This is a genomic window from Saccharothrix sp. 6-C (genome assembly GCF_016695385.1).
Classification (GTDB): domain Bacteria; phylum Actinomycetota; class Actinomycetes; order Mycobacteriales; family Pseudonocardiaceae; genus Actinosynnema; species Actinosynnema texasense.
Genome location: NZ_CP064192.1, coordinates 8,604,861 through 8,620,086 on the forward strand (window position 1 = coordinate 8,604,861; position 15,226 = coordinate 8,620,086).

13 protein-coding genes and 2 tRNA genes are annotated in these 15,226 nt (G+C 71.1%); 11 read left to right on the forward strand and 4 right to left on the reverse strand.

The features are described 5' to 3' along the window. Positions 1-113: 113 nt before the first annotated feature. The 7 genes from IOD16_RS37650 (at position 114) to IOD16_RS37680 (ending at position 6,873) form a co-directional block, all read left to right on the forward strand. The gene (locus IOD16_RS37650) at positions 114-827 is read left to right on the forward strand and encodes a hypothetical protein (RefSeq protein WP_201438121.1); all 714 of its coding nucleotides are present in this window, start codon (positions 114-116) and stop codon (positions 825-827) included. Further along, positions 827-2,143: a PPE domain-containing protein gene (locus tag IOD16_RS37655; protein WP_201438122.1), complete on the forward strand. Its 1,317-nt coding sequence runs from the start codon at positions 827-829 to the stop codon at positions 2,141-2,143. The genes IOD16_RS37650 and IOD16_RS37655 overlap by 1 nt, the downstream gene beginning before the upstream one ends. Continuing rightward, positions 2,140-2,904, forward strand: coding sequence for an ESX secretion-associated protein EspG (locus tag IOD16_RS37660; protein ID WP_123744679.1), 765 nt, complete (start codon positions 2,140-2,142; stop codon positions 2,902-2,904). Before IOD16_RS37655 ends, IOD16_RS37660 begins: the two co-directional genes overlap by 4 nt. Positions 2,905-2,963: 59 nt before the next feature. Then, on the forward strand, positions 2,964-4,961 hold the full coding sequence (locus tag IOD16_RS37665) for an acetoacetate--CoA ligase (protein ID WP_201438123.1): 1,998 nt from the start codon (positions 2,964-2,966) through the stop codon (positions 4,959-4,961). Between the two features lie 117 nt (positions 4,962-5,078). Then, positions 5,079-5,168: transfer RNA gene (locus IOD16_RS37670), tRNA-Ser, on the forward strand. Between the two features lie 39 nt (positions 5,169-5,207). Then, positions 5,208-5,283 (forward strand) — tRNA-Arg (locus IOD16_RS37675). An 894-nt stretch (positions 5,284-6,177) separates the two neighbouring features. After that, positions 6,178-6,873: an Abi family protein gene (locus tag IOD16_RS37680; protein ID WP_201438124.1), complete on the forward strand. Its 696-nt coding sequence runs from the start codon at positions 6,178-6,180 to the stop codon at positions 6,871-6,873. Positions 6,874-7,347: 474 nt separating this feature from the next. Here IOD16_RS37680 and IOD16_RS37685 read toward each other — a convergent pair whose 3' ends face one another. Further along, the gene (locus IOD16_RS37685) at positions 7,348-8,295 is read right to left on the reverse strand and encodes an HNH endonuclease signature motif containing protein (RefSeq protein WP_201438125.1); all 948 of its coding nucleotides are present in this window, start codon (positions 8,293-8,295) and stop codon (positions 7,348-7,350) included. Between the two features lie 80 nt (positions 8,296-8,375). Next, the gene (locus IOD16_RS37690; protein ID WP_201438126.1) at positions 8,376-9,455 is read right to left on the reverse strand and encodes an aldo/keto reductase; all 1,080 of its coding nucleotides are present in this window, start codon (positions 9,453-9,455) and stop codon (positions 8,376-8,378) included. Positions 9,456-9,628: 173 nt separating this feature from the next. Here IOD16_RS37690 and IOD16_RS37695 point away from each other — a divergent pair, with 173 nt between their 5' ends. The 4 genes from IOD16_RS37695 to IOD16_RS37710 all read left to right on the forward strand — a co-directional run bounded on the left by IOD16_RS37695 (position 9,629) and on the right by IOD16_RS37710 (position 12,277). Then, on the forward strand, positions 9,629-10,519 hold the full coding sequence (locus IOD16_RS37695) for an AraC family transcriptional regulator (protein ID WP_201441739.1): 891 nt from the start codon (positions 9,629-9,631) through the stop codon (positions 10,517-10,519). A 154-nt stretch (positions 10,520-10,673) separates the two neighbouring features. After that, positions 10,674-11,093 carry a hypothetical protein gene (locus IOD16_RS37700; RefSeq protein WP_201438127.1) on the forward strand — a complete coding sequence of 140 codons (420 nt, stop codon included), beginning with the start codon at positions 10,674-10,676 and terminating at the stop codon, positions 11,091-11,093. Continuing rightward, positions 11,094-11,318, forward strand: a complete 225-nt coding sequence (locus tag IOD16_RS37705; RefSeq protein WP_123744672.1) for a helix-turn-helix transcriptional regulator — start codon at positions 11,094-11,096, stop codon at positions 11,316-11,318. After that, positions 11,315-12,277, forward strand: a complete 963-nt coding sequence (locus IOD16_RS37710) for an NAD(P)-dependent alcohol dehydrogenase (RefSeq protein WP_201438128.1) — start codon at positions 11,315-11,317, stop codon at positions 12,275-12,277. Before IOD16_RS37705 ends, IOD16_RS37710 begins: the two co-directional genes overlap by 4 nt. Positions 12,278-12,281: 4 nt before the next feature. Here the strand turns inward: IOD16_RS37710 and IOD16_RS37715 are convergent, their stop codons facing one another. Both IOD16_RS37715 and IOD16_RS37720 read right to left on the reverse strand, forming a co-directional pair. After that, entirely contained in the window at positions 12,282-14,261 is a 1,980-nt protein-coding gene (locus IOD16_RS37715; protein ID WP_201438129.1) for a glycosyl hydrolase family 28-related protein, read from the reverse strand. A 136-nt stretch (positions 14,262-14,397) separates the two neighbouring features. Further along, positions 14,398-15,222 (reverse strand): serine hydrolase domain-containing protein, encoded by an 825-nt coding sequence (locus tag IOD16_RS37720; protein WP_201438130.1) that lies wholly within the window; start codon positions 15,220-15,222, stop codon positions 14,398-14,400. Between the last annotated feature and the right edge of the window lie 4 nt (positions 15,223-15,226).

Below are 15,226 nucleotides of genomic sequence, written 5' to 3' on the forward strand. Positions count from 1 at the left end.
GAACCGAACGGGCTTCCCGGTACATCTAAGGGAGGCGTCCGGAACGCCTGATTTCGGTCGTCGCCGGCTAACGCGCGGTCGGTCTGCGGCGAATCGCAGTGCAGGGGGTAGTGATGAGCGACGGGAACACGGTCCCACCGGCGGCTGCACAGACGGTGCAGATCCCGCCTGGTTTCACGCCGTCCGCGGCGGCCCCACCGGCGGTCGTGGCGGACGCGCCGGTGGTCGACGTGCCACCGGTTCCCGTGCCACCCGATCCCACGTCGGCCGCGCCACCGGTGTCCGCGGCCCCGGCCGCCGCGCCGGATCCGGCGGACGCCACGCCGGCCGCCGCACCGGCTCCCGCACCGACGACCGACGCCACCGTGACCCTGCCCGCCGCGGCCGCGGCCGATCCCGACGCGGCCGAGCCCGTGGTGGCGGACAGCTTCGCGAAGGCCGCGCAGACCGACCTGGACAAGGCCACCACCGCGCTGGACGCGGTGGACAAGGAGTCCGTCCAGCTCGACCTGGACAAGCAGGGCGTCAACGACCTGCTCAAGCTGGTCTCGCAGGCGCGCAACCTGGTCGACACCGTGCACGGCCGCGCGGTGAACAACCTCGACGTCGAGCTCCAGTTCGGCAACAACTGGGTGAGCGACGCGATCAGCAGGCGGCTGCGCGAGGTGGCCGTCGGGAACGAGGAGTCGGCGGTCAACGTGATCGGCGACTTCATGCAGGTGCTGTTCGAGGTCGAGGAGACCATCCGCGACGCGGCGCGGAACCTGGAACGGGCCGACGACGAAGCGGCGGACGCCTTCGGATCCGCGGGGGAGGCCAAGGGCTGATGGGCGACAACAAGCACGGCGACAAGCACGGGCACGGCGGCAACCACCAGGGTGGCGGTCAAGGCGGCGGCCAGGGCTGGGGCAAGGACAAGCCCTCCGACCTCGGCCAGAAGGTCGACTGGATGACCTACACCCACCAGCAGCTGTGGGAGATGATCAACACCGGGGTCGACCTCAAGGCCGCCGGCAGCGCCCAGGCCGACTGGGCGACCGTCGGCAAGGCGCTCGGCGAGGTGCAGGAGCTGCTGGCCAAGGCGATCAGCCAGTCCAGCCAGGCCTGGACGGGCGAGTCGGCCGAACGCGCCCGCGAGGCGCTGGAGTCGGTCGAGAAGTGGGCGCTGAACACCAGCGAGCACGCCGACAACGTGGCCAAGTGCATCGCCACCGAGATCGACCACGTGCAGACGGCGCGCGAGATGATGCCGCCGCCCGCGCCCGCGCCCCCGGTCGTCGCCCCGGTCACCGGCGCGCCGTCGACCCCGATCGCCGGCCAGACCCCGGTCGCCACCCACACCCCGGTCGCCACGCCGCGTTCGCCGCTGGCCGGCAACCGGTTGGCGGAGGACGGCGGCTACCGGTCGCCCACCCTCGCGTCGCACGACGGCCTGGCCGCGGGCCCCACCCCGGTCGTGCGCGCGCCCGGCGCGTTCACCGGCATCGACACCATCGCCGCGCCCGCGATCGACTCGGTCGTCGCCGCGGACGCGACGCACCGCCAGGCCGCCGAGGTCATGGCGATGTTCCAGCAGAACTCCTACGAGGTCGACCGCACGGTGCCGTCGTTCAGCCCGCCGACCAACCCGGTCGCGCCGCCGCCTCCGCCGCCCGTGGTCATCACGCCGAACCCACCCGCCACCGACGGTGGCGGCGGCGGCGCCGGGACCGGCGGTGGCCAGGCCGTGGTGAACAACCCCGCCGGCCCGCCGAACCAGCGCCCCGGCGGCACGTCCGCCCAGTTCGGGCGCGGCGGCTTCGCGGGCGGTCGCGGCGGCTACGGCGGTCGCGGCGCCCTGCCCACGCCGGTCGGCATGGGCGGCGGTGGTGGCGGCGTCGGACCGGTGGCCGGTCCCGGCGGCGCGACGGGCTCGCTCGGCGCCGAGCGCGGCTCCGCCAACCCCGGCAGCGTGACCAGCCAGTTCCAGGCGCCCAAGTCGGTGACGCCGCAGTCCGGCATGATCGGCGCCGCGCCGATGGCCGCGCCGCCGCCCGTCGCCGGCGGCGGTGAGAAGGACCGCAACCGGCCCGGGTACCTGGAGGACGACGACAACGTCTTCGGCGTCGACCGCAAGGCCGCACCACCGGTGATCGGCCTGTGACCGAACGCGTCTTCCGGCTCAGCGAAGTGGAGTTCTTCCTGCTCTGGCAGGCGGTCCACCGCGACGCCCACCCGGTCCCGCTGGGCGCCAGGCACTTCGGGCACACCCAGCGGGAACGGGACGCGCTGATCGAGACCGCGTCCCGCGACCTGGCGGCCCGCGGCTACGGCACCGTGCGGCGGCCGGACGAGGAGCTGTACGGGCTGCTGCGCGGCCTGGCCGAGTTCGAGATCGGCCTGGAGGTGTTCTTCACCCTGCGCGGCGCCCAGGCGCGCGGCCTGGCCACCGCCGCGTGGCACGGCGCGTTCGCGGGCAGGCTCGGCAACCAGGTGCAGGTGGCCGGGTTCCGGCCGACCGCGCTGCCCGCCACCACGGTCAACACCCTGCCGCCCGCGCCGCCCGGCAGCGGCCGGTCGGTGAACGTGCGCTGGGACGACTACCTGGCCGCGGGCCGGGCGGGCGAGCGCGACGGCAGCGAGGGGTTCCTCGACTCGCTGCGCGCCGTCGGCCTGCGCGAGCCGGAGGCCAACACCCTGATGCGCGCCGTGACCACGCGCAGCGGCGGCGGCCAGGTCGGCGTGATCGCCCGCAACCGGGCCGGCTACCTGCACCCGACCGGCGCGGTCGTGTCGTGGCTGGACACCGCCGAGGGCCGCTACCTCGTGCGGCGCGACGACGGGTGGCTGGTCGTCGCGCCGACGGACGGGCCGAGGCTGATCTCCGCGATCGAGGGACTGTTGGCGAGCGCCGGCCGGAACTGACCCGGTGTGTGGACGCCCGCTGTGGTTCCGGGCCGCCGGATCGGCTAGGAACTTCAGGTATGACCGAGATGCGTGCCGGCGCCGCCGCCGGCGAGGCGGAAGTCCTGTGGCGTCCCGACCCCGACCGGGTCGGGGACACCAGGATGGTCGCGTTCCGCTCCTGGCTCACCTCGACGAAGGGCCTCGACCTCCCCGACCACGAGTCGCTGTGGGAGTGGTCCACCTCCGACCTGGAGGGGTTCTGGGGCGCGATCGCGGAGTTCTTCGAGGTGGTGTTCCACAGCCCGCCCACGCGCGTGCTGGAGGCCCCCGTGATGCCCGGGGCGGTCTGGTTCCCCGGCGCGACGCTCAACTACGCGGAGCACGCCCTGAGGGGCCCGGACGGCGACCTGGCGGTCGTGTTCCACCGCGAGGACGGGCTGTCGTCCCAACTCACCTACGGCGAGCTGCGCCGCCGGGTCGCCGCCGTGCGGGCCGGCTTCGCCTCGTTGGGCGTGCGACCCGGTGACCGCGTGGTGGCGCTCGTGCCGAACTCGCCGGAGGCGCTGATCGCGTTCCTGGCGGCGGCCTCGCTCGGCGCCACCTGGTCGTCGTGCTCGCCGGACTTCGGCGCGCGGGCCGTCGCCGACCGGTTCGCCCAGATCACGCCGACCGTGCTCGTCGCCGTCGACGGGTACCGGTACGGCGGGCGGGCGTTCGACGTGCGGCCCGCGGTGGAGCGGCTCAGGGCGGAGATCCCGTCCCTGCGCGCCACCGTGATGGTCGACTACGTCGGCGGCACCCCGCTGCCCGGCGCCGTGACCTGGGACTCCCTGCTGGCCGAGCACGCCGACGCGCCCCTGGAGTTCGAGCCGGTGCCGTTCGACCACCCGCTGTGGGTGCTCTACTCGTCCGGCACCACGGGGCTGCCGAAGGGCATCGTCCAGGGCCACGGCGGGATCGTGGTCGAGCACCTGAAGATGCTGGCGCTGCACAGCGACCTCGGCCGGGGCGACCGGTTCTTCTGGTTCACCACCACCGGCTGGATGATGTGGAACTTCCTCGTCTCCGGCCTGCTGGTCGGGTCGACGATCGTGCTGTTCGACGGCAGCCCCGCGCACCCCGACCTCGACGTCCTCTGGCACCTGGCCGAGCAGCACCGCGTCACCTACTTCGGCACGTCGGCGCCGTACATCCAGACGTGCCTGAAGGAAGGCGTCCACCCGGCGGAGCGCTACGACCTGACGGGCCTGCGCGTCGTCGGGTCCACCGGGGCGCCCCTGACCCCCGAGGGCTTCCGCTGGATCGCGTCGGCCGTCGGTCCGGACGTGCAGATCGCCTCGGTCTCCGGCGGCACCGACCTGTGCACCGCGTTCGTCGCCGCCGCCCCCGACCTGCCGGTGTGGCTGGGCGAGCTCTCGTGCCGGGCGCTGGGAGCGGCCGTGGAGTCCTTCTCGGAGGCGGGCGTCCCCGTCGTCGACGAGGTGGGCGAGCTGGTGATCACCAAGCCGATGCCCTCGATGCCGGTGTGCTTCTGGGGCGACGAGGACGGCACGAAGCTGCGCGAGGCCTACTTCGACACCTTCGAGGGCGTCTGGCGGCACGGCGACTGGATCAGGATCACCCCGCGCGGCTCGGCGGTCATCTACGGCCGGAGCGACTCCACCCTGAACCGCGGCGGCGTCCGCATGGGCACCAGCGAGTTCTACCGCGTCGTCGAAGGGATGCCGGGCGTCGCGGACTCCCTCGTGATCGACACCTCGGGCGCCGGCCGGACCGACGGCGAACTCCTGTGCTTCCTCGTCCTGGACCCCGGCACGACCCTGACCGACCTGGAACCCCGCCTCCGCTCGGAGCTGCGCACCAACCTGTCACCGCGCCACGTCCCCAACCGCTTCGTCGCCGTGGCCGAGATCCCGAGGACCCTCAACGGCAAGAAGTGCGAGGTCCCGGTGAAGAAGATCCTGGCCGGCACCCCGCCCGAGCGCGCCGTCAGCCTGGACGCCCTGCGCAACCCGGCCGCCCTGGACCCATTCCTCGACCTGGCACGAGACCTACCTCACGTCACCCCCGCCTGAGGCCCCGCCAACGCCCCCCTCCGCCCCCTCTGACCAGGGAAGACGGGTTAAGGAGGGGGGCGTTTTGCTAGAGCGGTGGGGGCATGTGTAATCTATGCGTCGTAGCCGAGGGCTCCGGGAGGCTTCGCCTAGTCTGGTCTATGGCGCCGCACTGCTAATGCGGTTTGGGTTTACCGCCCATCCCGGGTTCAAATCCCGGAGCCTCCGCAACACCCGGCTTCGGCCGGGTGACAACTGAAGAACGATGCGCTCGTAGCTCAACGGATAGAGCATCTGACTACGGATCAGAAGGTTGCAGGTTCGAATCCTGCCGAGCGCACCAGAGTCAGTCCAGGTCAGGGCCTTGTTTCGGTTAACGGAACGGGGCCCTGACTTGTTGTGTGGGGCGCTGCTGTCTCACAGCTCCAACCGGGCCTCGCACCACTGCCACGCCTGGTGATCGATTTCACGGGCTTGTCAGAAGTCGTAGGCGGTCGGTGAGCGTTTTCGAAGCCGGCCTCGGACCGCTACGCGTCAGGCCGTTCGAGATCTGTACGCAGTAACGGGGCCTCGGCGAAGGGCCACGGGGGCGTGGGTCAAGTAACAGGCGCAGCCGCGAGAAGCGGGAGTGGCCGCACTGCACCGGCATGACGTGTGGCCGGCCACCCATCTCCGGTCCATGGCGTGGTGTCCGTGGCCAGGACCTGGATGACCGCCTTGACCAGGCTGGCGGCATGGCACAACCGCTTGGTGTAACCGACTTGGCTGAGCCGGTAGGGGACGACTGCCCTGGCGGGCGCGGGCGTGGCGCAGCACCAAGGGCCGGGGGAACCCCAGCAAGGCCTGCGACCACTGCCCATGACCGGCTCCACCTTGGTCAACCGGGGTTGCAGGCGCACTCCACGGCTACCACTGGCCAGGTGCGGTGCGACCTTCAGCAGGTTGTCGCCTGACGTGGAGTGCAGTCGCGAGGGTGTCAACGTCGCTTGTCGCAACCCGTGCGGCGAGACCCGGGCTTCACGTCTGCAGCGGTGTCGAGAGTAGCTGCGGCTCGACTCAGGAGGGCGCTCTATGCTGATCGTCGGTCCAGCGGGTGCAACAGTCCGTGGAAGTTCAAAGCCCCGGCGGCATGACCAGCAGGTCAGGGGCACGTCCGGGGCTATTCGAGAGTCAGTGTAGCAAACTTGACGACCCGAGGTAACCCGGCTCGTCAAGCCGGTCGTTACGAGAGGTGTGGATGACTGCGGTTGGTGCGGGCGGCTGGATCGAAGGCTGGCTTTCGGCCCCGAGGTTCGCGGTGTACCTCCAAGCCGCAGGTCAAGACCGCCGGTTGGCAGTCGAGCTCTACGAGTGGAACACCGCGATCTCGTCGGCCTTCCACCACGATCTTGCCCACCTCGAAGTCGGGCTCCGCAACGCTTACGACAGGGCGCTGATGCGGGGAGTCGGACCGAACGGGCAACACTGGGTCTTCCAACCGCACGCGTTCTTCCCGCCGCAGATGAAGACTGCGTCCAATGGCAAGCGTGTCGATGACAACCAGAAGTCTCGTGACCAGCTTAATCATGCGATCCAGCAGGCCACACCGGCTCGTATGACCGCCGCTCAGCCTGCGTCGGGCAAGGTCATCGCCGAGCTGAGTTTCGGCTTCTGGCGGTACCTGACCAGTCGACGACAGCACCAACCGTTGTGGGTGCCCTACCTGCACCACGCTTTCGTACCGGGAACAGCCCGTTCTACGGTCGACGGACATGTCGACAAACTGCACCGGCTGCGTAACCGGGTCGCCCACCATGAGCCGCTGACCGGGTTGGACCTGAAAGACCGGTACAGCCGTGTGCTTGCACTTGCCGCTCTGATCGACCCGTTGTTGGAGGTGTACATCTCCAACAACAGTCCGTGCCCCCAGTTGCTGGCCGCGCGTCCCCGCTGAGTGGAGCTGGAGGTGACCATGACACCGGCAGCCAGGCAGTGTGAAGTCGGGGCGCTGAACACTGCTCGACCAGGTCATGTCGCTCAGCGGCTGGTGCGGGAGGTCGTCGGGCGTGCGGATCGAGGCCCTGACCTGGACTGCTCAACGGCGCTCACCAGCGCGAACGGACCAAGTGGACCGTGCGGGCCGACCTTCTCGCCTCTACGGATCAGAAGGTTGCAGGTTCGAATCCTGCCGAGCGCACCAGCTCAGAGGCCCCACCGAGAATCTTCGGTGGGGCCTCTGCGTGTTGTGTGATCGCACCTCACCTTTCGACCACCTCGATGCGTGTGCCAGTCATCACACTGATCGAACCGCGCCGAAAGATCCCGCTGCCGTCCGGCTTGACGCAAAGCCTCGAACGCCGGGAATGGCTTGGTAGGAGCAAAGGCCGGGTGATTGCCGACGGCACGGTCGGCGAGCGGTATCGGTGGTTCAGGTGCGGTGCATGGTCCAGTGCTTCGCGATCCAGGCTTGTTGGCGTTCGGTGAGTTCCACGTGCAGCTTCTCGCCTTGGAGGCGGTGGTACTCGGGGTAGTCGCGGATGGTTTCGGAGACGGCGATGGTGTGGTCCTGAGGGTGCACGGCGAGGTGACCGAGGTCGAAGAGGCGGTGCACGTCGCGGCGGAGCAGGAGTCCGCCCTGGTCGTTGTGCTGACCGTCGGCGGCGAAGCTGTTCAGGTGAGCCGCCTCGAGTGCGGAGTGCGGGGTGCGGCCGGTGAACGCGCACGTGTCGTCGTACTTCTCCAGGAGCAGGCGGCGGAAGGCTCCCTGCCCTCGCCGGACCCGCACGACCGCCGTGGTGTGGCCGCCTTCCAGCGTGGTCGCCAAGGCGGCCTCGACCGGTGACAGGGACGGTCGGCCGGGCGCGGCCCGAACCGCCTCCTGGAACCTCGGGTAGTCGAGTTGACGGATGCTGAGCTGCGACTTCGGCAGCGTGCACAGCCCCCGCAACCGGTCACCGGTCAGCTCGCCGGTGAGGTCCACCCAGGCGATGTCGTGGTGCGACCGGTAGGTGGTGACGACTTTCCCGGTGGTCACCACCTCCGACTCCTCGAAGGTGCCGGTGCACTTCGAGCACCGGTAGGCGGGGGTCTCGGTCTTGCGCAGCTTGATACCGGCCTTGCCGCAGTGCGGACAGCGGTGGAGGGCCTTCTCCTCCTCGCCGACGACGACTTCCTCGATCACCGAGGCACCCAGCAGGACCTTCTTGTCCCACAGCACGATCACGTCACCCGCCTGCGGCAGCTGGTGGTTCGGGACCGAGCTGTCCCAGCTGTAGTGGGCCGCCGGCGAGTCGTCGTAGCCGTCGTTGCTGCGCCGCGGCCGGTCGTCTCCGACGGCGAGCATCAACCACGCGCCCCGCTGTGCGTCCGTCCGCATGTTCCCCCCCACGACGATGCAACCGTTCCGCGAAGGTCATCGCCACGCACTCGTGTCGCGTTAGGCGGAAACCCGTCCGGTCAGTACCGGGTGTCGCTCTGCGCCAGCGGCGGGTAGGTGGTGGACGGTTCGCCGTCGACCGTGGTGCCGGCGAACTGGAGCATCGCGCGGACCGGGCCGTTGAGGGCGGCGGGGTAGGGCAGGGTCGGTACGGAGACCTCGTCCAGTGCGCGCAGGTGGGTCGGGTCGAGGGTGACGTCCAGGCCCGCCAGGTTGTCCTCCAGGTGCGCGAGGCGGCGGGCGCCGAGGATCGGGACGACGGTGCCCGGACGTGCCCGCAGCCACGCCAGCGCGACCGCCGCGCTGGACGTGCCGAGCGAGTCCGCGACCGCCCGCACCGAGTCGATGACCTCGTACTCGTCCTCGCTCGGACCGCCGACGAACGCCGCACGCGCCGAGTCGACCGCCGCACCCCGGCGGTACTTGCCGGACAGGAAGCCGTTCTTCAGCGGGCTCCACGGCACCAGCGCCAGTCCTTGGTCGAGCGCGAGCGGCGCGAGTTCGGCTTCCGCGGTTCGGGCCAGCAGCGAGTACTCGACCTGCAAGGCGATCAACGGGGTCCAGCCGCGCAGCAGCGCCGTGGTCTGCGCCTGGGCCGTCACCCAGGCAGGCGTGTTGGAGAACCCGACGTAACGGACCTTGCCCGCGCGCACCAGGTCGTCCAACGTCCGCATGGTCTCCTCGACCGGGGTGTTGCGGTCCCAGTTGTGCAGCCAGTAGACGTCCAGGTAGTCGGTCCGCAGACGCCGCAGGGTGTCGTGCAGCTGGTGCACGATCGACCCGCGGCCGGCGCCGCCGCCGTTCGGGTCGCCGGGGAACATGTTGGCGAAGAACTTCGACGCCAGCACCACCCGGTCGCGGCGTCCGGGGCGGGCCGCGAAGTAGTCGCCGAGGATCTTCTCCGAGTGCCCGTTGGTGTAGAAGTTGGCGGTGTCGACGAAGTTGCCGCCGCGGTCGAGGTAGGCGCCGAGGATGCGTTCCGACTCCTCGACGTCGCACCCGGCGCCTCCGGCGTCCTCGCCGAACGTCATCGCGCCGAGCGCGAAGGGGCTGACGCGCAGTCCGGAACGGCCCAGGGTGACGTAGTGGTCCAGTGGCATGTCGCGCTCCTCGGGGAGAGTGTTTCCGGGACTTCCCAATCCCATCGCGCGCTGGTCCGGCGAGGTAGGCCGATCCGCTCGTCCTCTTGCACGATCCTGCCGACTTCACCCGGGTCGGGCTTGCCGACGACCGGCCGGGGTGCTTCGGTTGGCCGGTGCGCGCCACCGCCGACCTGCTCACCGAGATCCGCCGCTTGATCACCACCCACGCACGCCCCGACCTGCGGACGCGCATCGACGGCCTGCTGCTGTCCCGCGTCGACTCCGCCGCGCCGGACTACTCGCTCACCGAGCCGCTGCTGGTGGTGATGGCGCAGGGCGGCAAGCGCCTCCTGCTCGGCGACCAGGTGCACGAGTACCGCGCCGGCCACTACCTGCTCGTCACGGCCGACCTGCCGGTCACCGGCCACTACCTCGACGCGCCGTCGTCGGGCGTCGGCCTGGTGCTGCGCCCGTCCGCCATCGCCCCGCTCGTGCTCGAGACGCCGCGCACCCGCGTCGGCGCCGGGCCGCCCGCGATGGCGACCGGCGTGGCCGACGTCGACCTGCTCGACGCCGTGGCCCGGTTGCTGCGCCTGCTCGACCACCCGGCGGACGTGCCCGTGCTCGCGCCGCTCGTCGAGCGGGAGATCCTCTGGCGCGTGCTGACCGGTCCGGACGGCGGTGTGCTCCGGCAGATCGGCTTGGCGGACAGCGGCCTGTCGCACGTCAACCGCGCGATCCGGTGGCTCCGCGACAACTACGCCGAACCGGTGCGCGTCGCCGACCTCGCGAGGCTGGCGGGGATGAGCCCGTCGGCCTTCCACCGGCACTTCCGCGCGATCACGGCGATGAGCCCGGTGCAGTTCCAGAAGCGCATCCGGCTCCAAGAGGCGCGGTCGCTGCTCGCCGCGCGGCCCGGTGACGTCACCGGCGTCGGCCACCTCGTCGGCTACGACAGCCCGTCGCAGTTCAACCGCGAGTACCGCCGCCTGTTCGGCGAACCGCCCGGCCGCGACGCCGCCCGCCTGCGCGCCGACGCCGTGCCCGACCCGCGCGCCGGCACCGCACCCCACCTGCCGTGAGCTTTCCTCGGTCGGCGTGACAACCGGGGTGTTCATCCCGGACGGGTTCGCCGACGGGTGGTGAACACCCGTCCATGTCAAAGATGCTTGACATTGAGTCAAACAGAGCTGACACTGACGATGTCAAGTTTCTTTTACACCGGGAGGGTGTGCGATGTCGTACGAGGAGAAGGGGACCTGGGTGTACCTGGTGGTCAGCGCGCTGACCTACGTCGGGTACGTCGTGGTCGTCATGAGACGTGCCGGTGACGGACCGGTGGCCGAGGTGCCGTACCTGTCGCCCATGTTGTGGGCCATCGGGATCGCGGTGGGGCTGGCCGTGGTCGGCCGGATCGCGCTGGAGATCGCCAAGCCCAGCGAGAGCCACAAGGCCGACGCCCGGGACCGGGACATCGACCGGTTCGGCGAGCACGTGGCCGTCGTCGTGCTCGGCGTCGGCATGGTGCTGCCGCTCGTGCTGGCGCTGGCCGAGGCGCCGCACTTCTGGATCGCCAACGCGATCTACGCCGTCTTCAACGCCTGGGCCGTGTTCGGGGCCGCGGTCAAGCTCGTCGCGTACCGCCGGGGGTTCTGAGTGGGCAAGCCGACCAGGATCACCAACTCGATCCGCGCGCTGCGCTTCGCGCACGGCGAGATGACGCAGGCCGAGCTGGCCCGCCGCCTCGACGTCACGCGCCAGACCGTCATCGCCATCGAGCAGGGCCGCTACTCGCCCTCGCTGGAGATGGCCTTCCAGATCGCCCGGGTCTTCGCGGTCCCGCTCGGCGACGTGTTCCAGTACCCGGAGGACGACTCATGAGAGCGATCACCCAGGACGCGTACGGCGTCCCCGAGGAAGTGTTGCGGCTCGACGACATCGACAAGCCCCCGGTGCGGGACGGCGAGGTGCTGGTGCGCGTCCACGCCGCCGCGGTCTCCGGCTCCGACTGGCACCTCCTGCGCGGCCTGCCCTACGCGGCCCGGCCGGTGGTCGGGCTGCGGCGGCCGCGCAACCGGGTGCCCGGCCTGGAGCTGGCGGGCACGGTCGAGGCGGTCGGCGCCGGCGTGTCCACCACCGCGGTGGGCGACGAGGTCTTCGGCTGGTGCTCCGGCGCGTTCTGCGAGTACGCCGCCGTGCCGGAGGGCCAGGTGACGGCCAAGCCCGCGAACCTCACGCCGGAGCAGGCGGCGGCCGTGCCGATCGCCGGGTTCACCGCGTTGCAGGCGGTCCGGGACGCCGGACGGGTGCGCGCCGGGCAGAAGGTGCTGGTGCTGGGCGCTTCGGGGTGCGTCGGGGTGTACGCGGTGCAGCTCGCCAAGCACTACGGCGCCGAGGTGACCGGGGTGTGCAGCGCGGCGAAGGCGGACCTGGTCGCGGGGATCGGCGCGGACCACGTGCTCGACTACGCGGCCGGGCCGGTGACCGCGACCGGCTTCGACGTGGTGGTCGACCTCTACGGCAACCCGTCGCTGCGCACCCTCAAACGGCTGGTGAAGCCGGGTGGGACGGTCGCGCTCGTCGGCGGCACGGGCGGGCGGTGGTTCATGGGCGTCGACCGGTGGCTGCGGGTGCCGCTCGCGGCCCCGTTCCTCGGGATCAAGGCGCGACCGCTGGTGCACAAGGACCGCCTCGACGACCTGGTGCTGCTGCGCGAGCTGATCGAAGCCGGCGCGGTGACGCCCGTGCTGGACCGCACGTACCCGTTGGCCGAAGCCGCCACCGCGATCGAGGACGTGCGGCGTGGCCGGGTGCGCGGCCACGCCGTCGTCGCTCTCTAACCCGTCACCACTGCGACGGCGCGGGCGGCGGGACGACCTGGGGACGGTCGTCGCACGTGATCGTGTTCGGCAGCAGCCACGGCGCGAGCCAGCCGTCGTTGCCGCCGCCGTCGGTCAGCGCGAACTCCGAGCCGGTGGCCGGGAAGTTGAACGAGCCGCAGTTGTTCACCGGCACCGCGCCGACGTTGCGCGCGTCCACGTTCTCGAACGTCGCCGAACCGGCCGCCCGGGCGCTCAGCACCGAGGTGCCCGTGCCGTCGACGCGGACGTCTTCGAAGTGCACGTTGGTGATCGAGTGGAGGTCCTTCACCGACCACTCGCTCACCAGCATGATCGCGTTGTAGGTGTTGTCCAGGAAGTGGTTGCCCACCACGCGCACGTCCGCGTCGATGTCCCGCTCCAACGCGTAGAACCAGATCGCGCCGAGCCCGATGTTCCAGTTCAGCTCGTGCGTGCCGGCCCGGACGGTGGTGTTGTCGGTGATCAGGACCTGCCCGGTGAACGGCTGCGCGCCGAACCGCGACCCGAGCTGGATGCCGCTGCCCTCGCGCACCGGGTCGGCGACCAGGTTGCCCACCAGGGCGTTGTCCGTGCCGCCGTACAGCGCGATGCCGTTGGCCAGCACGGGTGATTGCACGGTGTTGCGCTCGAAGCGGTTGCGCGCGTCCTGCTGGTGCTCCGACCACATGGCCAGGCCGTCGTCACCGGTGTTGCGGATGAAGTTGTTGCGCACCAGGGAATCCGTGACACCGGTGTGGAAGTTCAGCGCGTCCGCGACCTGGTCGACCACGATGTTGTCGGTGACCGAGACGTTCGACATCGGACCGTCGAACCACAGGCCCACCTTGGTGTGGCGCAGGTGCAGGCCGCGGATGGTGGAGTCGCTGAGGGCACCGCCGATCCCGTTGACCTGGTCGGTGTCGACGCGCTCGCGCACGTCGCCCTCGATGGCGAACCCGCGCAGGTGGACGTTGCGGCTGCCGCCCTCGGCGGCGGGCTTGCCGTAGAAGCCGACTCCGGTGTGGACGGAGCCGTCCGGCGCGGGCGTCGGGAGGGCGACTTCACGGCCCTTGATGACGGTGTGCCAGTTGCCGGCGCCCTCGATGGTCACGTCGTCCACGACGATGTGCCGGTTGACCTGGAACGTGCCCGGCGGGATGTGCACCGGGAGCCGGTGGCGCCTGGCGAAGGCGATGGCGCGGTCGAAGGCGTCGGCCGAGTCGCGCCGGCCGGTCGGGTCCGCGCCGAACAGCAGCACGTTCGCCGCGACCGGGTTGACGTGCGGCGGCGCGACCAGCTCGGAGTCCAGCAGGTCGATCACCGTCCACGCGGCGTTGGTGCCGGCGGGGGCGGTGAGGCGGACGCGGTCGCCGGCGCGGTAGGTGCGGCCGAGCTTGAGGCGCTGCTCGTCGTAGAAGTGGCTGGGGCGGAACGGTGTGCGGATGACCGGCGCGGGCGTGGTCTGGGACGGCACGCAGGCGCACTCGGTGATCCACCAGTCCGGGTGCAGCAGGCCGGCGTTCGGGTCGTTGGTGAAGGGGTACTGGTTGTAGAGCCACGCGTACTGCGAGGTGAGCGTCATCGTCTTGCGGTGTCCGCCGTTCACCGTCACGTCCAGCGGCGCGGTGATGCCGCCGCCGTTCGGGGCGTCCGGGATGCTGTAGCGGACGGTGATCGCGTTGGCGGCCTTCGGCAGGGTGAACTCGACGTGCCGGCCGGGCTCGAGCCGGACCGCCTTGCGGCCGGACGCCTCGGACGGCAGCGTGTACGCCGTCCGGTCGGGCCCGATGACCGTGCCGGTCGTGGTGGCGTTCTCCGCTTCCTGCTCGACGAACGCCACGTCCGCGCCCCGGCCCGCGACGAGCGCGGGGTCCAGCGCGGCCCGGGTGACGACGGGCGCGGGCGCGGCGTCGGCGGCGGGCACTGCGAGCCCCGCCGCCGTCACCGCGACGACCACGCCGAACCTGGCGGATATCCGCAACATCGACGACTCGTTTCTCTCAAGGCCGGGGGAGGCGACCTTAGGCACGCTGTGGCGTGCCTCACAAGAGTCTGGCGAGTCTTTTCATGAATCTGTCAACGACTTGCGCAGATCGAGCATTCGCTTGCGGTGGCTGACGTCAGCTCCGGGTGCGCCCCAACTCCGCCAGCACCCCGTCGGTGAACGCGGGCCACGCCGTCGCGGCCCACTCGCCGAACTTGCGGTCGGTCAGCGCCACGCACGCGACACCGGCGTCCGGGTCGACCCACAGGAACGTGCCGCTCTGCCCGAAGTGCCCGAACGTCCGCGGCGAGCTGGCCGTGCCGGTCCAGTGCGGCGACTTGTCCGCCCGGATCTCGAACCCGAGCCCCCAGTCGTTGTGCTGCTGCGACCCGAACCCGGGCAGCACGCCGCGCAGCCCCGGGAACACCACCGCCGTCGCCTCCGCGACCTGCTCGGCCGACACCAGCTTCGGCGCCTGCACCTCCGCGGCGAACCGGACCAGGTCGGCCGCCGTCGACACCGCGCCCGCGCCCGCCGAGCCCTCCAGCGCCGACGACGCCATGCCCAGCGGCTCGAACACCGCCTCCGCCAGGTACCGCGCGAACGGGATGCCGGTCGCCTCCGCGACGCAGTCCGCGAGCACCTGGAAACCCGTGTTGGAGTAGATCCGCCTGGCGCCCGGCGCGGCTTGGACGTCGGCCGAGTCGAACGCCAACCCGGACGTGTGCGCGATCAGGTGCTTCACCGTCGACCCCTCGGGCCCGGCCGGCTGGTCCCACTCGACCGCGCCCTCCTCCACCGCCACCAGCACCGCGTACGACGTCAGCAGCTTGGTCACCGAGGCCAGCGGGAACCGGTGGTCGAGCGGCCCGTGCGTGCCGAGCACCTCACCCCGCGCGTCGACCACGGCCGTCGCCGCGGTGTCCACCGGCCACGACGACACCGCCTGCAAGCTCTCCATGCCG